The sequence below is a fragment of the Variovorax robiniae genome (assembly GCF_037889955.1).
GTDB lineage: Bacteria > Pseudomonadota > Gammaproteobacteria > Burkholderiales > Burkholderiaceae_C > Variovorax > Variovorax robiniae.
On record NZ_JBBKZS010000003.1, the window covers coordinates 227,898 to 248,453 of the forward strand.

The window sequence follows — 20,556 nt, forward strand, 5'->3', positions numbered from 1 at the left end:
GGCCCCGACAATTGTGTCTTGAGAGTTTACGGAAGATAGTGAACACAGTCGCCGGAAGGCGGCACGATGCGGCGTTTCAGGCCGGGGCTGAGGCGGCGCAAAGGATTCTTTGCGGCAAAATCGTTTGATTTGGAGCGTGCTTCATCGGCCAATTGGCCTATGGCTTCGCCCCTACAGTTTACAAAGGACAACGATGAAGAAACGCGCGGTAGTGACTGGGATCACCGGCCAGGATGGCGCCTACCTGGCCCAACTGCTGCTGGGCAAGGGCTATGTGGTGTACGGGACGTATCGCCGGACGAGCTCGGTGAACTTCTGGCGAATCGAGGAACTCGGCATCCAGGACAACCCGGACCTGCACCTGGTCGAATACGACCTGACCGACCTGGGCAGTTCGCTCGGCCTCATCAAGACCGCCGAGCCCGACGAGGTCTACAACCTTGCGGCCCAGAGCTTCGTCGGCGTCAGCTTCGACCAGCCGACGACCACCGCACAAATCACCGCCATCGGCGCGTTGCACCTGCTGGAGGCCATTCGCCTGATCAATCCGAAGATCAAGTTCTACCAGGCCAGCACCTCGGAGATGTTCGGCAAGGTGCAGGCGATTCCGCAGGTCGAGGACACACCTTTCTATCCGCGCAGCCCGTACGGCGTGGCCAAGCTCTACGCGCACTGGATCACCGTCAACTACCGCGAGAGCTACGGTATCTTCGGCAGCAGCGGCATCCTGTTCAACCACGAAAGCCCATTGCGCGGACGCGAGTTCGTCACGCGCAAGATCACCGACAGCGTGGCCAAGATCAAGCTGGGCAAGCTCGACGTGCTGGAACTGGGCAACCTCGACGCCAAGCGCGACTGGGGATTTGCCAAGGAATATGTCGAGGGCATGTGGTTGATGCTGCAGGCGGCGGAACCCGACACGTTTGTCCTCGCCACCAACCGGACGGAGACCGTGCGCGACTTCGTTCGGATGGCGTTCAAGGGCGCGGGCATCGCCATCGACTTCAAGGGCTCTGGCGAAGCCGAGTCGGCCGTCGACACGGCCACCGGCAAGACCGTCATGCGCATCAACTCGAAGTATTACCGTCCGGCCGAAGTGGAGTTGCTGATCGGTGACCCGGCGCGCGCCAAGGCCAAGCTTGGCTGGGAGCCGAAGACCACGCTGGAGCAGCTCTGTCAGATGATGGTCGAGGCGGACTTGCGGCGCAACGCGCAAGGTTTCTCGTTTTGAGAATCCTCGTCACCGGCGCCGACGGGTTCACCGGACGCACATTCGACACGCGTGCGCGCGAAGCCGGTCACGAGTTGGTACCCCTTCGCAGCAACCTCAAGGACGCGGAGGGATTGAGGCGTGAGGTTGGAGAAATTCATCCGGACGCCGTGGTGCATCTGGCCGGCATCGCCTTCGTGGCGCATGCCAACGATGACGCGTTCTATGCAGTCAACGTCGTGGGCACCACCAACCTCCTAGATGCGCTGGCCCGACTGCCGGTGCCGCCCAGCATGATCCTGCTGGCCAGCAGCGCGAACGTCTACGGCAATTGCAAGCAGTCGCCAATCGCGGAGACGCAGGCGCCTGCGCCGGTGAATCATTACGGGATGAGCAAGCTGGCCATGGAATACATGGCGCGCACCTACATGGACCGCTTGCGGCTGGTGATCGCCCGTCCGTTCAACTACACCGGGCCCGGCCAGGACGTGAACTTCCTGATCCCGAAGCTGGCGAAGCATTTCGCACACCAGGCGCCGACCATCGCTCTCGGCAACCTGCATGTCGAGCGTGAATTCAACGACGTGCGCACGGTGTGTGACGCATACCTGTCGCTGCTGGCGCATGGCGAGCCGGGGCAAACCTACAACGTCTGCTCGGGCCGACCGTACAACCTGCAGCATGTGGTCGACCTGTTCGAGCGTCTGACGGGCCACACGATCAACGTTTCAGTCAATCCCGAATTCGTGCGGCCGAATGAAGTCCATCGGCTCTGCGGCGATCCGTCGAAGCTGGTCGCGCTGCTCGAGAAAGTCGGCGTTCACCTTGGCGTTCCGCCGCTGGAAGAAACGCTGAGGCGCATGCTAACGGTAGCTGTTCCGCGCGACCCGGTCACCTGATCTGACCCGAAGACTTAAGCGGCCTACCTCGTCGGGCTAGACATGATGGTCGATCTATGGGCGAATGAAGCACCGTCTCCGGAATCGTGGGTTGCGCATTCTGAGAGAGTCCTGACCACATGCGGCGGACTTCCCCAATCGCAAACCGTACAGAGACGAGCCATGGATTTGGCTGCCCACAAGGAAAGTATTTCGATTGCTGTGTGTGAAGCTGGGCGGGAGCCGAGCCATCTCGCGCCTACCTTCGGTCTTGGCGTGTAGGGGGTGTTCAATGCGCTGTGCAAGTACCGTCCGGTACGCCATCTCAGAGTGATCTATGCAGACCGGGTACGGGCTGTATCGAGAGTTGAACCGACACGGCTTCGTTGCAAGATAGATCGACAAAGCAGCCGGTGGTGATTGAACCTGGGCACCATGCTCCACAGTAATTGGATCCGCGGCCTTGACGGTCTTCCAAGGAATGCAGCGACGAATCGACTCGGCCTTGTGCAAGCCAGTGATCACATTGGAAGCGTTGTCGTAGTTGTCGCCCTTGCGGCAGACCGAACGCTCGATGCCAGCTCTGCAAGGCGCTCGCTGTAGCAAATGGTTACGAACCTCGCCCCTCTAGTCGAATGTCCAACCCATATGTCATACGGTTTATAGCCTCTATCCAGAAGTGTTGTTACAACGGACATCGACCTCGACACTGGAGTTAGCGGGCTGCATCTCAACTACCGCGCGTAAAGGTCGTTCGAAAACGCCATCTCTTGGGCGTCATGCTATATCTCGAGCAATAAATTCACGGACTCTGAGCTCACCCAAAATATCAGTGCGACATCTTAAGACAGTGAAAATACTGTATGTACGAAGCCTCAATATTCTCGGATATTTCCGCCCCTGCCACAAAATCTTCATAAAAGAAGATCCCTGATTGAGCCGTTTTTAGCATTTCGCGGACCCCCAGTCGATGCGCAATAAAAAAGCCCGATTTTCTTAGCAAAGAATCCAACTGCATAGGCGTATATTCGATAAAATGCTCAGGATGAATAAAGCCGCCTCCCACGTCGCGCGTATGAATTTGGGTGAGGAGTCTGTTAGGAGTATCCAAGCAAAAGGCCCCTCCTTCCTTAAGAACTCGATGCACCGAACGGCACATTTTTTCGCCTGCCTCCTTCGAGACGTGCTCAATTGACTGTCCCGACCAAACAAAGCCCACACTATTGTCATCGAAAGAATCCAATTCCGTCATGTCGTTAAAATGCAGAACAACATCACCAGAAACATCCTCTAAATCAATTTTTATTTCCTTGTACATATCACACCGACGATCCGGCGGCAAATCAATTAGGAACAGCTTACTGAACCGATGAGGATAGCCCATCCTAAAGAGAGGGCAATTTGCCCCCCCAAATCGAGCACTAGCTCTCCGGCCGGTAGAAAATTGGTTACCAAATTGATCCGTGCTTTGTGAATATACGCAAGATGGTTGTCGTAAGCATACTGCCGCTCTTCAATTGGGGACATTGACCTCTCCATAAAATCGTTGTAGGTTACACCCAAGTGAAGCTCAAAGCCAGCAACAAGGCGCTCGATCACATGCGATCTTGCGCGCCGCGCCACCTGCCAGGTTCGATACGTGCGGCAGCCGGGCGCCCGGATGGCGCCACCCGGCCATTTGGGCACCAAGTGCTGCCGAGAGGCAGTTTAAGAAGCCTGCGTTCGGTTCGACGCGCTCAAGATTATCAAATTGCCTGCGAGAGACGGTTCGCCCATAGCGCCTTCACCGGTTTGCTTATGCCATGGCGCTTGGCTTGGAAAGGGCGGCAGGGTACCGGAGGGATAGCGCATTCATCGGCCTACTGTGGCACTCGATCAGGTACGAGGTGGTGCGCTTGCAAACCTCGCTACCAACGCCAGCAGTGCACGTATCTATCTTCATCCAACGATGTACCTCAACTCGCTGCCCTGGCCTTATGTCAAGTCAGCGCGAGCTCGCTGCTTTGACCTAGTAGATCTTCGAATTCTGTTCACGCCAAGAAACAAACTCTTTTTTCCAACGATCATGGTAGCCTCATCTACTAAGCTTGCGATTTGATCGCCAGTCATTGTGAATGGCACTGCCGCGAGGACCGGGCACAATTTTTCTGTAATGGACAAGAATTTTTATCGAGCCTTCGAAGACAAGTTTCGTGGATCACGCGAGTTGATCCTTTCGCGACTGGCGATCTATCGCCCCTTCATCAAGGTCCTCAGACAGTATCTCGAGCAGGCAGCGGCGCTTGATTTGGGATGTGGCCGCGGGGAGTGGCTGGAGTTCCTAGGCGGGGAGGGCATAGATGCTCTCGGTGTCGACATAGACGAAAGCATGCTGAAGGCATGCGATGAGCGGCAACTCAAGACAAAATGCGAAGAAGCCGTCAGTTATCTTGCTGGCTTGCCCGACGAATGCCTTGCAGTTATCTCAGCTTTTCATGTCGTCGAACATATTCCGTTTGATCAGCTGCAAGTGTTGATCAAAGAGGCATTTCGTGTCTTGCGTCCTGGTGGACTGCTCATCATGGAGACGCCAAATCCCGAAAACATTCAGGTTGGCACTCATACTTTTTACATCGACCCAACCCACCGAAGGCCGATCCCTCCGGCCCTTCTTGCGTTTTTGCCCGAATATCGAGGATTCGCCACGGTAAAGATTTTACGGCTCCAGCATTCGGAGAGACTCGCCTCTTCGCCATCGCCCAGCCTTTTTGAGGTCCTAGAAGGAGTTAGCGCCGACTATGCCGTGATTGCTCAAAAAGCCGCGGCGCAGGCTGTGATGGCCGCCTTTGATGCCTTGTTCAATGCCGATCAGGGCCTGACGCTCCACACTTTGGCGAGCCGATACGATGCAGAGCAGGATCGACGGATCAAACAGACGCATTCTTTTGTAGAGCAATTTGCAGAGACTGCAAGTCTAGCGGCTACACATGCACATCAAGCTTTGAACGAGGCAAAACACGCAGAGACGTTAGTTCAGCGCGCCATCACGGCCCACGGCCTCATTGATAAGCAGCTTGCGCAATTCGAAACGGCGCTACAACGGCACGCCGAAGTCGAAGCCCTCACCGATGCGCGCTTCGAAGCCACATTGCGAGAGCATCGGGCGGCGGAAGCCCGCACCAATGCGCGATTCGACATCACATTGCGAGAACATAAAATAATCGCTGCCGCGGCAGAAGCTCGCATCAATGCGCGACTTGACACTGCACTGCAACAGCATCAATTGGAAAAAGCCGCGGCAGAAGCCCGCATCCGGGAAATGCTAAATAGCAACTCGTGGCGAATAACTGCGCCGCTGCGGTGGCTAAGTGAAGTTTTACAGGAATTCAAGTTAGCCCTTTCACATACCGGCAAAGCAGTTGTGCGCCACACTCTGCTTAAGGGAATGCATTTCGCATTCGATCGACCAAATTTACGCCGACTCTTGGCGAAATTGATTAGACACGTTCCTCGCGCACATCACCGTCTTAACATTTTTGCCATCCACTATGGACTGATCCCTCCGGCGCCAGTTACTGGCTCAAATCCCGAAGAGCCGAATCCGATATTAACACCGGATGCGCTTCGGATTTACGCGAAATTGAAAAAATCGATAGCAAATGACTGAATTGAAAAAATGAAAATTGTCATTGACATGCAAGGCGCCCAAACGGAGAGTCGCTACCGAGGCATCGGCAGATATACTATTGAGTTTGCTCGAGCGATCATCAGGAATTCGAGAGAGCATGAAATCATTCTCGCGCTGAACGGACTATTTCCGAGCACTATTGAGCCTATTCGCGCCGCTTTCAATGATTTGCTTCCTCAAGACAATATTCGTGTTTGGTATACCCCAGGACCTGTTGCGGAGGCGATACCAAATAATAACAAGAGACGGAGGGCGGCTGAACTTTTGCGAGAATCATTTTTGAAGAGTTTGCGAGCAGACGTAATCCATATTCCATCTCTCTTTGAAGGGTACGGAGATGATGCAGTCACAAGCATCGGGCGCTTAGATGTATCTACGAAAGTCAGCATTACTCTTTATGATTTGATTCCACTATTGAACCCAGAGCAATACCTTGCACCGAACCCAAGCTATTCCGAATACTACCATCGAAAACTGGAGTATGCAAAGCGCGCCGCACTTTATTTAACTATATCTGAATCATCTACCCTTGAAGCCATTGAGCACCTTTCGGCGCAGAGTCGTCGCGTCTTCAATACTTCGGTAGGCATCGATCCAGCTTTTCGACCCACTCATATAGGCAACTCGGAGCAAAAGTCTTTGCGTCAGCGATTTCTGCTGACGAAACCGTTCGTCTTGTATGCAGGTGGAGGCGATAAACGCAAAAACTTGCACCGATTGATAATGGCTTTTTGCACAATGCCCGAGTCACTGCGCAACGAATACCAACTTCTTCTCGTCGGAAAAATTGACGGCGAGGAAATTGAGAAATTCAAGAGGATTGCGGAGACGCAAGGCCTGCAGGACCAAAACTTGCGCTTTGCCGGCTACGTGAATGAAACCGACCTCATTAGTCTTTACAATCTTTGCGAACTCTTTGTTTTTCCTTCATGGCACGAAGGATTTGGGCTCCCGGCAGTGGAGGCCATGGCGTGTGGGGCACCTGTCATAGGGGCTTGTACCTCAAGCGTGCCGGAGGCCATTGGATTGCAAGAGGCTCTCTTCGATCCTTTTGACATCAATGACATTTCGCAGAAGATGGGGGCTGCATTGCAGGACGGGATGTTTCGAAATGTGTTACGTGAGCATGGCTTGCAACAGGCCAAGAAGTTTAGTTGGGACGAAACAGCACAAAAGGCACTCTTGGCTTGGACGACCGTGAGCGCGCACCAGGCTCCTCTTATCAGTCCTTCCAAGAAAAAAAAGCGCTTAGCCTATGTCTCGCCGCTTCCCCCTGAGCGAACAGGAATCGCAGACTACAGTGCAGAATTAGTGCCGAGTTTGGCGAAGCATTACGAGATCGAGCTCATCGTCGCCCAAGACAGCACAAACATTTCATGGGCTCAGCAGTATGGCAGCTTGCGAGATGTCGCCTGGCTTAGAGCCAACGCGTCCAAACTCGATCGTGTCTTATATCACGTTGGCAACTCTCCGTTTCATCAGCACATGCTTGGACTACTCGAAGAAATCCCAGGCGTGATCGTGCTGCACGATTTTTATTTAAGCAGCCTAATGCATTGGTGTGAGTTGACTAAAGGTGATGCCCACGCTTGGACGAGCCAGCTTTATTTGTCACACGGCTATGAGGCTGTTCGTCTTCGTTATCGCGCGGCCGATCGGGCCACACTCGTCTACCCAGTGAATTGGTCAGTAGTCCGAGGAGCGCAGGGAGTAATTGTCCATTCAGAATATTCACGGACACTTGCGCGCGATTGGTATGGAGCTAATGTTTGTGCTGCGTGGAAGGTTATTCCTCATTTGAGGGCATCTGAGACTCAAATGGACAAGGCTGAGGCGCGTAGGGAACTTGGAATCGGGCAGGGCGACTTCCTGGTGTGCTCTTTCGGTTTCATGGCGCCGACCAAATTCAATCACCGCCTGTTGGAGGCTTGGATCAATAGCCCGCTTGCGTCGGATGAACGTTGCCGCTTAGTCTTCGTTGGGGAAAACGATGGGGGCAACTACGGCGCCCTAATATTGGAGAAAATTTGTGGTAGCGGGTGCGCGCACCGTATAAATATAACTGGTTTTGCTTCGACCAAAATGTTTCACCAGTACCTAGCAGCAGCAGATCTTGCGGTTCAATTGCGAGTCGACTCACGCGGCGAGACTTCCGGCACGGTTCTTGATTGCATGAACAATGCGTTACCTGTAATTGTAAATGCCAATGGCTCGTTCGCGGAACTAGATCGCGAGGCAGTGTGGATGTTGCCAGATGCCTTCGACGACAATGAGCTGATTGCTGCCATGGAGAAACTTTGGCGCGATGTCGCGCTTCGCGATAATTTGGGGCATCGAGCGCGTCAAGTCATTTCGAAGAATCACGCACCCATTGAATGTGCCCAGCAGTATGCAGACGCGATTGAGAGTTTCTTTACTGAATCCAAAGCTGACGTACCCACTTTAATTGACGCGATTGCCAACGAGTGGCAGTCGGGGGCTTCAGATGATGCCGACCTTCAGGCGCTCGCAAGCGCTATCGCCGCATCCTTCCCCGTCCAGCAACCCGCCAAGAGCCTGTATTTGGACGTTACCGCGACCTGTAGCAACGACCTGAATACAGGCATTGAGCGCGTAGCCCGAGCGCTGACAATGATTCTGCTTGGGTCGCCTCTTAAAGGATACCGTACCGAACCCGTGTATCTCAGCCAAGCGGGCGGTAGGTGGCACTATCGTCACGCGCGACGCTATACGCTCGGTCTTCTTGGATGTCCGCAAGACGCTCTGACGGATGAGACCGTGGCCCCTCAATGCGGGGACATGTTGGTTGGCTTGGACATATCCGGCGACACGATGATCCGGGCAAGTCAGGCGGGTTTGCATGCCGAGTTCCGCGCGCAGGGTTGTAAGGTTTACTTCATGGTGTATGACCTTCTTCCGGTTTACATGCCTCAGGTCTTCCCCCCCGGAGCGGATAAAGGTCACGAAGACTGGCTCCGGTCCGTCGCAGCAGGGGACGGTGCTATTTGCATTTCTCGAACCGTCGCTGACGATCTCAACTGTTGGTTGAGAGAAAAGGGCGACCATAATTTGGAGAGACGGCCATTCCGGGTAATGTGGTCTCATCTTGGTGCTGATGTCGAGAGTTCGGCACCGAGTAGCGGTTTGCCTGGCAATGCGGGGACGGTTCTGGCTCAGATTGGCTCACGGCCCAGTTTCCTGATGGTAGGAACTATCGAGCCGCGCAAGGGGTATCTTCAGGTAATCAAGGCTTTTAGCCGACTCTGGGATAACGGGGTTGATATCAATCTGATCATCGTGGGGCGAGAAGGCTGGAAGGACCTGCCGCAGGCAATGCGGCGAAACATACCCGAGACTGTCGAGCAATTGCGGAATCATCCTGAATTGGAGACTCGCCTTCTTTGGTTGGACGGGATCAGCGACGAGTATCTTGAACTAGTCTATGCTGCGTCAACTTGCTTGATAGCCGCCTCCTACGGCGAAGGTTTTGGCCTACCTCTAATCGAGGCGGCGCAAAAAAGATTACCCATCGTTGCGCGCGACATACCGGTGTTCAGGGAGGTCGCTGGGAGCCACGCGCACTACTTTCAAGGCGAGGATGGTGACGCGCTCGCGGATGCGATACTGGATTGGTTGGCACTCCATGCTGATGGCAAGGCACCATTGTCCGATCAGCTGCCTTGGCTAACATGGGGACAGAGCGCGCGATCGCTAATTTATGCGCTCGATCTCGGGCAAGGCTGCTAACTCTGGAGATTGCTGGTGGACATGAATCGCCGGCGAAGATCTATACGATTTGGGTGAATGCTGCTCCTGTCAGCAAGGACGGACCCGTGCCTCCCCTGGTGGCGACAGGATGAATGCTTGCACGCCAATTGGCTAGCTAGGCTATCAGTGGAGAACGCATTCGATTTGCCTCTCCCTTTTCGGAAGCGCTCGCGAGTGCAAGGAATAATGTGAGGAAGTCGATTTGCCCGTCAAGCCGTGCACGAGTGCAATCAGTCTTTGGCAAATGGACATTCTTTTCTACGCTATGGACCTTCCGCTATCAATCCGGCACCAGTGATGGACTGGCGAAGCTGGCACCTGTCCAAACAAGCACCTAAAACTCTGATTATTCCTTTCAAGAACCCAGCAACTGCAAAAAATAGGTCGCACGCACCATGATGCTTTCAATCATTATTCCAGTTTTTAATGAAGCTGAAGCAATTTTGCCATTCTTGTCCGAAATCAGCAAGACTGTCAAATCCTTGCCGATCCAATATGAGCTAATTTTTGTGAACGATGGCAGCACCGACTCCACTTTGCAGACACTCTTGCAAGAGCAAGAAAAGGACCATTCAATTCGAATCATCGATCTAAGTCGGAATTTTGGCAAAGAGGCAGCGCTGACCGCCGGACTTACTGCAGCGAAGGGCGATGCTATCGTCCCAATTGATGTTGATTTGCAGGATCCTCCAGAAATTATCATCGAAATGCTGGGCAAATGGAAAGAGGGTTACGAAGTCGTTCTTGGACGTAGAATAAATCGTAATTCAGACAGTTGGGCAAAAAGGTCTACCGCGAATTGGTTTTACAGACTCCACAACAGAATTGCGCAACCACGATTACCAGAAGACGTCGGCGATTTTCGACTGATGGACCGAAAGGTTGTGATCGCATTAAATCGCCTTTTCGAATCTCATCGGTTCATGAAGGGCTTATTCGCATGGGTTGGTTTTCGGACCACTATCGTCGACTACGTTCGCGCCCCTCGATTTAACGGCACAAGCAAATTTAATGGATGGAAGCTTTGGAATTTTGCAATAGAAGGCATTACCAGCTTTAGCACGTCGCCTCTGAGAATCTGGACCTATGTAGGCTTAATAGTGTCGTTCGCCGCCTTTGCGTTTGGGGCGTTCATTTCCCTGCGAACTGCCATTTATGGGGTGGACGTGCCGGGATACGCGTCAATCGTGGTCGCGGTTACATTTATTGGCGGCTTACAGTTAACGGGGATTGGCGTACTAGGGGAATATTTGGGGCGAGCCTATATCGAGACGAAAAGACGCCCAATTTTTATTGTTCGCGAAATTTTCGAGATGGAAATTGGCACATCTCAAAACGACAACAGCCTATTGCCACCTCAAGCCTCCCGCACGGTACGCAGTCAACCGGGAAATTGAGAAGCTGAACCTCTTGCGCACGATTCAACGTGATTCATTAGCGAACCGACCAATCCATTGGATCGTTTTTGCGGAACCGAATTGTTGTATCCACTGATAACCAATGGTAAGGCAACACCCAATGAACCTACTCCTCCGGAAGTGCTTTAACAGCAACCTCGCACCAATTGCTTTTGGACTATGCGCGTTCCTCCTTGTTGTCGGCCCGCGCGTTTTGAACGTACAAAATGTGGCTTGGCTTTCTTCAGGCGACCCTGCCGCTCATTACTTGGGTTGGGCGTTCTTCAGAAAGTCTCCCTGGACATTTCCAATAGGATTAAATCCTAGCTATGGATTGGAGCTGTCAAGCTCAATAGTCTACTCAGACTCAAATCCGCTCCTTGCCTTTCTCTTCAAACCTTTTGACTTGATCCTTCCCGCGACTTTTCAGTACTTCGGATTTTGGTTGCTTGCTTGCTTTTTGCTGCAGGCATGGTTCGGTTGGAAAATTGCGGGTCTTTTCTGCGAGAGCACCAACGCGCGACTCGCTGCGACCGGGCTTTTTGTATTTTCCCCTCCCATGATGTGGCGCTTAAATGGCCATCTAAATTTAGTTGCGCATTTTCAAATTCTCGCCGCGCTCTATCTTACTCTCGCCCGATCACTACCCTCGCGGCCGGCAAAATGGATTGCATTGCTTGCTGTCGCAGCGCTTACGCATTCGTATCTACTTGCAATGGTAGGAGCGCTTTGGTTCTTCAACTTATTACAGCGCGTTTTTGATCGTGTCACACCACTGCGATCAGCGGGCCTTGAGTTCGTAATTGCGGTTGCTGTTACTCTCTTAGTCGCATGGCAGGCGGGGTATTTTGTCGTATCAAACGATCTTGCCGCCGGAGGGTTTGGATACTATCGAATGAATTTGCTGGCCCTGCTGGATCCGAGCGGCTGGTCTTACGTCCTTAAAGACATTCCCGAAAGTCCAGGCGAATATGAAGGCTTCAATTATCTTGGACTCGGAGTAATATTGCTCGGAGTTTTTGCGATTCCTGTGTTGTTGAAGACGCCAACACTTTTGTCCGCGAAGATTTTAAGATTTCGTTTTCTGTTTATCGTCTTTGTTTTGTTATCCTTATTCGCAATATCTCACAATATAGGCATTGCAAGCAAAGAATTTGACATCCCTATGCCTGACTGGTTTTTGAGAATCGCTGGCATTTTTCGCTCCTCCGGTCGAATGTATTGGCCCGTATTTTACGGCATTTTGATGGCAATGGTTTATTTTGTCGTAAGAGGATATCCGACAGTCGGCACGCGTCTCCTAATAATTGCAATTATCCTCCAAATTGTGGACGCCCATTCCGCATACAGCAAGATTCGTGCAAATCTCATGATTCCGGCATCGCGATTAGTTGACAGCTCTCTAACAAATAGTGATTTAAATTTAGCTGCCACTCACCGTCTAAAAGCAAGATGGATCCAACCCTCCAACGTTTCAGAGAACTGGAAGACGATAGCGTCCTTTGCCGTGACAAACGGACTCTCTACAGATGCCGTCTATCTTGCACGAGTGAGTTCGGTCGCTCTCGCAGAGGCAAGATCGAATGCACAGCGTATTTTGACATACGGACTTTTCGAGCGCGACTCCATTTATTTTTTTGATGAAACGAGTTTTCGCTCTATATTGATAAGAGGCCCCCGTCCGACTGATTTGCTTACAAATGTAGGCGGCCTACATGTTCTTGTTCCTGGTTGGAAGGAGTGCCGCCTATGCCCCAATCTTGGCGAGGAGGCAGCACTACCGCGCTGGACACCAGGAAAGCGCATGCTGACGAATGACGGCGGCGAGGGCAGCAACTATCTCGGTTCCGGCTGGTCGAATCCGGAGAAATGGGGTAATTGGAGCGACGGGTCTACGGCAGAATTGATAATCCCATTGGGCGATCGCATTCCGGAATCTTTGACTATAGAGTGGTTCGCCTTTGTGAGCAAAGCTCACCCAAAGCAATCAGTAGAAGTGGTTATCGGCGGCATGTCAATTCGGAAATTTGAGGTTACGTCGCCAGACAGAAACATAGTAGAAATCGAAATTCCGCGGTCAGCAATTGATTCAAATGGTTACGACCGTCGTCTGCCGGTGCAATTCAAACTTTCCAATAGTGTGTCGCCACTAGCGCTTGGAATTTCCGATGATTCGAGGAATTTAGGAATTGGAATATTGGCCCTTACTGTGCACTAACGGCGTGGCAGAAGCGATCAAAGAGTTCCAAATCAATAGTAGCGACACAATGCGTTTCTGCGCCACCCTGCGAGCGCGACGCTTTACCGCAAGCAGAGCTCGGACCATTTTATCAATTCACAACTATGGCCGTCGAGAACCTTATCTTCATGTGCGCGACATGTGACTGCGAGTTTCCTAGGAGGCGTCGAGATTGGTCGGCTCAGTTTCAGTTCGATCCCCCGCGCAGACCTTGATTAAGTCAATGCAAATGAGCTATACACGAACACCATTTCGCCAACTTGTCAAACTTTATGCCGCGATTCTCTCGACCGAGCGTTCAGTCGGCATGCTCGCAGACCGCAACACATCCTTGACAGAACAAGAGTTCAGGAGCGAGCTTTCGGCAATCCATGCGCAGCTTGCGATTCTTGATCGTACAGCGACAAAATGTGCCAGCAATCTGTCTACTCGATTGGAAGATCTTACAGCGACGGTCAAGGGCGAGCAATTTGCGGACTCACTACGACAGGGGGCGGTAGAGTTTGCTCCGCTTTTGCGGCAGATTCGTAGAGAAACACCAGATAACGTGGCGCTCCATGGGTGGAACTCATACTCTCAGTGCGATGAAGACGGAATTATTCGAGAGTGTTTGGCTCGGATCGCACAAGTTTCTAAGCCATCCAAGACGTTCATTGAAGTGGGTTGCGCAGATGGTCTTGAAAACAATACCCACCAACTGCTAATTGACTTGTACCGTGGATGCTGGCTCGACGGCGCCTCCGATAAGATCGCGCGAATCGGCGAAGCGCTTGGCTCACTAAGGTTTCCAAATCTTCTGGTAAAAGAAGAATATGCAACGCTCGCGACTCTCGATCCAATTATTTGCGAGTTCACAGGTTTTCTAGGAACAAAAAATCCCGACCTACTCACGTTCGACGTCGATGGCAATGACGCGCATCTAGTAGCTCGTACGTTGGAGTTAATTAGCCCGAAACTGTTGTGTGTCGAATACAACTCGAAATTTCCACCGCCCACGTCGCTAGTCATGAAATACAGAGAAAATCATGTATGGGGCAACGACGATTTCTATGGTGCTTCGCTGCAAGCTTGGATAGAGGTTCTGCCGGGCTACACGCTGGTCGCCTGCAATCTAAGCGGGGCGAATGCCTTTTTTGTACGCAATGATCTTATTGCGCCGTTCACTGTCTACGAGCCCTCAAAGCTCTTCCAGCCGCCCAGATATTGGCTGTGCGGGACGCGCGGTCACGGGTCGAGCATGAAATGGCTGCGTCAGGTCTGCGCGGATGCGGAACGACGTGAACGTCTCCAACAGGTATCGCCCCCAATCGTTACTCGAATTGTAGAGGCTCGCGTATTCGGCATCGATCCTTTCGACTTTGAGATCCATTCACGCGAAGATCGATACATTTCAACGCAACTGGCAACTGACGGCCATTGGGAGCCCTTCGAGACCGACGTTCTGCGGCGCCTTGCGCGACCAAGTGACTTCATCCTTGATCTCGGCGGAAATATCGGGTGGTACGGCGTCATTGCGTCAAAGGTAATTGGCAAGGACGGCCGTCTGCTAACGTATGAACCTGACCCCAGTAACTATGAGATCCTCAAGCGTAACCTCGCGCGCTGCTTACCTGGGCCATCGATTATCGCGCGCCAAGAGGCTGTTGGCGACCGAACCGGCTTGGTGAAGCTCTTTCTGTCGAGTTTCAACATGGGCGATCACCATCTATTCGACGATGGCGAAGCCCGTCAGGCGATTGAAGTTCCACTTAATCCTTTGGACACGATCCTGCGTCAGGAGGAGCGGCTACCTGACATAATCAAGTCGGATACGCAAGGGTCTGAGGGGCAAATCATTCGCGGTGCGCGCAATCTTTTTGCAGAAGGGTGGCGTCCAACTATGATTTTGGAGTTTTGGCCTTACGGACTAACATCGTCTGGCGACAACGCGCTTGACTTGTGGCACCAGTTGTGTTCTCTGGGCTATGAGATGTATGAGGTCAACGAAGAGCGCCCAAAGCTCTATCTAATCACTACCCCTATGATGCAGCAGCTGCTGAACACAGTCCTGACGGTCGAGTCGCAGGCGTTCATCAATATCTTGGCGATTCATCCATTTAGTGGAAGACTCGAGAGCGTTCGCGCCCTGATCTCAGGGGACGCGTAATAGCGTTCGGGCGTTGTATTAGAGCTCATCACTCGGCTCATGGCTTCCATTGATCTCGGAAAGAAGCCACGCCGAGTGGCCTTGCCACACCCATCAAGGAGCTGTCAGGATTTTTGTGTTCGAGGCCGGTTATTGAATTTGCTCTCGACTGATTTCACTTTTATGTCTTCAGGCCCCTGCCAGGCCGCCGGAGGCGCCCGGGTTGAGCCATGTACCCATGGTTCAACCTCCTGATTTTGCGTTGCCTTGGGCCGCATTCATGAAGCGCTCTTCATAGAGGATCGCGAACTGGTTCATCGCCTCCTTCCAGTTGTGCGCCGCTCGCCCCCAGTCGGCCGTGATGTTGCGCAGCGCCAGCCACAGCAGTTTGGAGGCTGCGTCATCATTGGGGAAGTGCCCGCGCGACTTGATGATCTTGCGCAGTTGCGCGTTGATGCTCTCGATGGCGTTGGTCGTGTAGATCACCCGGCGGATGGACGGCGGGAACGCGAAGAACGGAATCACCCGGTCCCACGCCCGGCGCCAGGCCGCCACCACGGTGGGGAACTTGGCGCCCCAAGGGCCTTGCGCGAAGGCGTCCAGCTCTGCCTCCGCCGCTTCGGCGCTGGCGGCCGTGTAGATCGGTTTGATGGCTGCGGCCAGCAGCTTGCGATTCTTCCAGCTTGCGTAGTCCATCGAGTTGCGAATCAGGTGCACGATGCACGTCTGCAGCGTGGTGGCCGGATACACCGCCGCCAACGCCTCGGGCATGCCCTTCAAGCCATCGGTGACGGCAATGAGGATGTCGTTGACGCCGCGCGTCTTCAGGTCATTGAACACCTTCATCCAGAATTTGGCCCCCTCGGTGCCCTCGATCCACAGACCCAGGATGTCGCGCGTGCCGTCGGGCAGCACGCCCAGGTCCAGGTAGATGGCCTTGTTGCGCACCACCGCGTCCTTCTTGATCTTCACGCGCAGCGCGTCGAAGAAGATCACCGGATACATCGGCTCCAGCGGGCGAGCATGCCAGGCGCCAACCTCGGCCATGACGGCGTCGGTGACCGAGCTGATGAATTCCGGCGAGACCTCCACGCCGTAGCTCTCCTGCAGGAAGCCCTGGATCTCGCGCATGGTCATGCCGCGTGCGTACATGGCCACGATCTTGTCGTCGAAGCCGGTGAAGCGGCGTTCGTGCTTGGGGATGAGCACGGGCTCGAAGCTGCCGGCGCGGTCGCGCGGCACCTCGATGCGCAGCGGTCCGTCACCGGCCAGAACGGTCTTGGCGCTCCTGCCGTTGCGCTGGTTGGCGCCACTGGCCTCGGGCTTGCTCGCGCCATTGGGGTAGCTCGATGAGCGCCTTCTTGAACGCGGCCGTCGCCTCGTTGACGGCCTCACCGGTCATGGGGCCGGTGACGAACTGGTCAATCAATTCCTTGGGAATCGACGGCAGCGCCGCCATCCGAGCGGCGATCGCCGCATTCTTCGCTTTTGCCTTGCTTACTGGCATACATGCTCCTGGTCGTCATGCTATGCCTCGAACACAAAATTCAGGACAGGCTCGCAACCGCGCCTTGCGAGACCGGCCGCCCCGATCAATCAAACCTCTCGCTCGCCTCAAGCGACACGCCCTGCGCATCCTTTGAGGACAAGACTGGCGCAAGCTGGATGTCCGGCCATTCGACGCCAACCTCGGCATCGTCCCAAGCAATGCACCGCTCGTACGCCGGCGCATAAAAATCCGTCGTCTTGTACAAAAACTCCGCCGATTCACTCAACACCAGAAACCCATGCGCAAACCCCACAGGCACCCAAAGCTGCTTGTGATTCGCCTCGCTGAGTTCCACCCCCACCCACTTCCCAAACGTCGGCGAAGACTTCCGAATATCCACCGCCACGTCAAACACAGCCCCGCGCACGCAGCGCACCAGCTTCCCCTGCGGCTGCTGGATCTGGTAGTGCAATCCGCGCAGCACCCCTTTCGCCGAGCGCGAATGGTTGTCCTGCACGAACTCGACGTGCTGCCCCACGGCCTCGTCGAAGGCCTTCTGGTTGAAGCTTTCGTAGAAGAAGCCGCGCTCGTCGCCGAACACCTTCGGCTCGATGACGATGACTTCCGGGATCGCGGTCGGCGTTGCCTTCACGAGCGCACCTCGTCGGTCAGCAGGTGCTTCAGATACTTCCCGTAGCCGCTCTTCTCCAGCGGGCCGGCGAGCTTGGCGAGTTGCTCGTTGTCGATGAAGCCGTGGCGCCAGGCAATCTCTTCCGGGCAGGCGATCTTGAGTCCCTGCCGGTGCTCCAGCGTCGCGATGAATTGCCCCGCCTCCAGCAGGCTGTCGTGGGTGCCCGTGTCCAACCACGCATAGCCGCGCTGCATGATCTGCACGTTGAGCTTCTGCAGGTCGAGATACGCCTGGTTGACGGCCGTGATCTCCAGTTCGCCGCGCGCACTCGGCTTCACGGCCTTGGCAATGTCGACGACCTGGTTGTCGTAGAAATACAGGCCGGTCACCGCATAGTTGCTCTTGGGCTGCAGCGGCTTTTCCTCGATGCTGCTGGCCTTGCCCTTCGCGTCGAACGCGACCACGCCGTAGCGCTCGGGATCCTGCACGTGATAGGCGAACACGGTGGCACCACTGTCCTTGGCGTCGGCATCCGCCAGCAGGGGACCCAGGTCATGGCCGTAGAAGATGTTGTCGCCGAGCACCAGCGCGCTGGGGGCATCGCCCAGGAAGTTGTCGCCGATGATGAAGGCTTGGGCCAGGCCGTCGGGGCTGGGCTGCACCGCGTACTGGAGGTTGATGCCCCACTGGCTGCCGTCGCCCAGCAGTTGCTGGAAGCGCGGCGTGTCCTGCGGCGTGCTGATGATGAGGATGTCGCGCATGCCGCCGAGCATCAGCGTGCTCAGGGGGTAGTAGATCATCGGCTTGTCGTACACCGGCAATAGTTGCTTGCTCATGGCCAGCGTGGCCGGATGCAGGCGGGTGCCGGAGCCGCCGGCCAGGATGATGCCCTTGCGCTTTGTCGTTGTTGTCATGGTTCTTCTTCGTGTTGTCCCGGGTTCTGTCAAAGTGTCTCGCGCAGCATGCGCGCCACGCCCGCCTGCCAGTGCGGCAGGTCGAGGCCAAAGGCGGACCGGAACTTGCCCGTGTCCAGCCGTGAGTTGTGCGGCCGTGTGGCCGGCGTCGGGAAGGCGCGGGTCGGCACGGGGTCGACCGTGTCGGGCGATGCCTTCAGCTCGACGCCCGCGACCTGCGCCTGCGCGAGCACATAGCGCGCATAGCCGTTCCAGGTCGTCTCGCCGCCGGCCACCACGTGATAGAGGCCGGCCTTGGACGCGTCGCGCAGCGTGTCGCGGATGGCATGTGCCGTCACGTCGGCCAGCAGCTCGGCGCCGGTCGGCGCACCGACCTGATCGTCGATGACGGTGAGGCGGTCCCGCTCCTTCGCAAGCCGCAGCATGGTCTTGGCGAAGTTGCCGCCGCGCGCGGCATAGACCCAGCTGGTGCGAAAGATCAGGTGCCGGGCGCAGTGCCGGGCCACGAGCTGTTCGCCTTCGAGCTTGGTCTGGCCGTAGACGCTCAGCGGGCCGGTGGCACTGTCCTCGCGCCAGGGCGCGGTGCCGCTGCCGTCGAAGACATAGTCGGTGGAGTAATGGACCATCAGCGCGCCAATCGCCTGCGCCGCTTCGGCCAGCACGCCGGGCGCTGTCGCGTTGAGCTTGCGTGCGAGTTCGGGTTCGCTCTCGGCCCTGTCGACTGCGGTGTGCGCGGCGGCGTTCACGACGACGTCGGGGCGCACCTTGTGGACCGTCTCGGCCAGTAGCTCAGGGTGGCTGAAGTCGGCGTGGTATTCGGTGCTGTGTGAATCCAGGGCCACCAACTCACCCAGAGGCGCCAGGCTGCGCTGCAACTCCCAGCCCACCTGCCCGCCCTTGCCCAGCAGCAGGATCTTCATGCGGCTGCCTTGGTGTCGTACTGCTTCTGCACCCACTCGCGGTACGCGCCGCTCTGCACGTTGCGCACCCATTCGCCGTTGGCCAAGTACCACTCGACGGTCTTGCGGATGCCCGTGTCGAAGGTCTCCGCCGGCTTCCAGCCGAGTTCGCGCTCCAGCTTGCGTGCGTCGATGGCGTAGCGGCGGTCGTGGCCGGGACGGTCGGTGACGTAGCTGATCTGCGCCGCGTAAGGCTTGCCGTCGGCACGCGGCTGCAATTCGTCGAGCAAGGCGCAGACCGTGTTGACGATCTCGATGTTGGGCTTCTCGTTCCAGCCGCCGACGTTGTAGGTCTCGCCCAGGCGGCCCGCCTCCAGCACGCGGCGGATGGCGCTGCAATGGTCCTTGACATAGAGCCAGTCGCGCACCTGCATGCCGTCGCCATACACCGGCAGCGGCTTGCCGGCGAGTGCGTTGACGATCATGAGCGGGATGAGCTTTTCCGGGAAGTGGAAGGGGCCGTAGTTGTTCGAGCAGTTGGTGGTGACCACCGGCAGCTTGTAGGTGTGGTGCCAGGCACGCACCAGGTGGTCGCTCGCGGCCTTGCTGGCGGAGTACGGGCTGTTGGGCTCGTACTTGTTGTCTTCCGTGAAGGCCGGGTCGGTGGCCGACAGCGAGCCGTAGACCTCGTCGGTCGACACATGCAGGAAGCGGAACGCCGCCTGCTGCTCCGCCGGCAGGGCCGACCAGTAGCCGCGCACCGATTCGAGCAGGCGGAAGGTGCCGAGCACGTTGGTCTGCACGAAGTCCTCGGGCCCGTGGATCGAGCGGTCCACATGCGACTCCGCCGCGAAGTTCACCACCGCGCGCGGCTTGTGCTCGGCCAGGAGCTTGTCGACCAGCGCGCTGTCGCCGATGTCGCCCTGCACGAAGAAGTGCCGCGGATTGCCTGCGAGCGAGGCGAGCGTCTCGGGGTTGCCGGCATAGGTCAGCTTGTCCAGATTGACAACGGGTTCGCTGCCCTGCTCGACCCAGTCGAGAACGAAGTTGGCGCCGATGAAGCCCGCGCCGCCGGTAACCAGAATCATGGAGTCCCCTGGATGCAAAAAATTGAAACCGGCTGTCTCCCAGCCGGCGAGCAGGCGATTATCCCTGCCCTGAACACGCGTGGCCGTGCCACATTGCCACCGGTCTGTCCCTTCGCGAACATGCTGGTTCCAGCACTTGCGAGGGTGATCCGGCGGCGGAACGCCCAAGGGCACGGCAGCGCAAGCACAATCAAGAAGCGCTTGCGCCATCGCCGCGGCGTACGATGGCCCGCCCCCGCGTCAACGGGCCG

The 20,556-nt window shown here is 55.7% G+C and carries 12 protein-coding genes and 1 pseudogene; 7 read left to right on the forward strand and 6 right to left on the reverse strand.

Annotated elements, in window-relative coordinates:
• Positions 1–193 precede the first annotated feature (193 nt).
• Together gmd and WKW79_RS09220 are read left to right on the forward strand one after the other, a co-directional pair.
• Positions 194–1,231, forward strand: a complete 1,038-nt coding sequence (gene gmd, locus WKW79_RS09215) for a GDP-mannose 4,6-dehydratase (protein ID WP_340334838.1) — start codon at positions 194–196, stop codon at positions 1,229–1,231.
• Positions 1,228–2,109 (forward strand): GDP-mannose 4,6-dehydratase, encoded by an 882-nt coding sequence (locus tag WKW79_RS09220; protein WP_340334839.1) that lies wholly within the window; start codon positions 1,228–1,230, stop codon positions 2,107–2,109. The genes gmd and WKW79_RS09220 overlap by 4 nt, the downstream gene beginning before the upstream one ends.
• An 808-nt stretch (positions 2,110–2,917) precedes the next feature.
• Here the strand turns inward: WKW79_RS09220 and WKW79_RS09225 are convergent.
• A complete protein-coding gene (locus WKW79_RS09225) occupies positions 2,918–3,406 on the reverse strand; it encodes a methyltransferase domain-containing protein (RefSeq protein ID WP_340334840.1) in 489 nt (162 codons plus the stop codon).
• Positions 3,407–4,240: 834 nt separating this feature from the next.
• Between WKW79_RS09225 and WKW79_RS09230 the strand changes: the two genes are divergently transcribed.
• From WKW79_RS09230 to WKW79_RS09250, 5 genes are all read left to right on the forward strand, one after another.
• Entirely contained in the window at positions 4,241–5,734 is a 1,494-nt protein-coding gene (locus WKW79_RS09230) for a class I SAM-dependent methyltransferase (RefSeq protein WP_340334841.1), read from the forward strand.
• Positions 5,735–5,743: 9 nt separating this feature from the next.
• Positions 5,744–9,502 (forward strand): glycosyltransferase, encoded by a 3,759-nt coding sequence (locus tag WKW79_RS09235; RefSeq protein ID WP_340334842.1) that lies wholly within the window; start codon positions 5,744–5,746, stop codon positions 9,500–9,502.
• Between the two features lie 416 nt (positions 9,503–9,918).
• A complete protein-coding gene (locus WKW79_RS09240) occupies positions 9,919–10,920 on the forward strand; it encodes a glycosyltransferase family 2 protein (protein ID WP_340334843.1) in 1,002 nt (333 codons plus the stop codon).
• Positions 10,921–11,041: 121 nt separating this feature from the next.
• Positions 11,042–13,138 carry a DUF6311 domain-containing protein gene (locus tag WKW79_RS09245; protein ID WP_340334844.1) on the forward strand — a complete coding sequence of 699 codons (2,097 nt, stop codon included), beginning with the start codon at positions 11,042–11,044 and terminating at the stop codon, positions 13,136–13,138.
• A gap of 250 nt (positions 13,139–13,388) precedes the next feature.
• The gene (locus tag WKW79_RS09250; protein ID WP_340334845.1) at positions 13,389–15,305 is read left to right on the forward strand and encodes an FkbM family methyltransferase; all 1,917 of its coding nucleotides are present in this window, start codon (positions 13,389–13,391) and stop codon (positions 15,303–15,305) included.
• A 222-nt stretch (positions 15,306–15,527) separates the two neighbouring features.
• Here WKW79_RS09250 and WKW79_RS09255 read toward each other — a convergent pair.
• The 5 genes and pseudogenes from WKW79_RS09255 to rfbB form a co-directional block, all read right to left on the reverse strand.
• Positions 15,528–16,791: pseudogene (locus WKW79_RS09255) on the reverse strand (IS256 family transposase).
• A gap of 85 nt (positions 16,792–16,876) precedes the next feature.
• Positions 16,877–17,425, reverse strand: a complete 549-nt coding sequence (gene rfbC, locus WKW79_RS09260) for a dTDP-4-dehydrorhamnose 3,5-epimerase (RefSeq protein ID WP_340334846.1) — start codon at positions 17,423–17,425, stop codon at positions 16,877–16,879.
• Positions 17,422–18,318: a glucose-1-phosphate thymidylyltransferase RfbA gene (gene rfbA / locus WKW79_RS09265; RefSeq protein WP_340334847.1), complete on the reverse strand. Its 897-nt coding sequence runs from the start codon at positions 18,316–18,318 to the stop codon at positions 17,422–17,424. Before rfbA ends, rfbC begins: the two co-directional genes overlap by 4 nt.
• A gap of 29 nt (positions 18,319–18,347) precedes the next feature.
• Positions 18,348–19,238: a dTDP-4-dehydrorhamnose reductase gene (gene rfbD / locus WKW79_RS09270; RefSeq protein ID WP_340334848.1), complete on the reverse strand. Its 891-nt coding sequence runs from the start codon at positions 19,236–19,238 to the stop codon at positions 18,348–18,350.
• Entirely contained in the window at positions 19,235–20,305 is a 1,071-nt protein-coding gene (gene rfbB, locus WKW79_RS09275; protein WP_340334849.1) for a dTDP-glucose 4,6-dehydratase, read from the reverse strand. Before rfbB ends, rfbD begins: the two co-directional genes overlap by 4 nt.
• Positions 20,306–20,556: the final 251 nt, after the last annotated feature.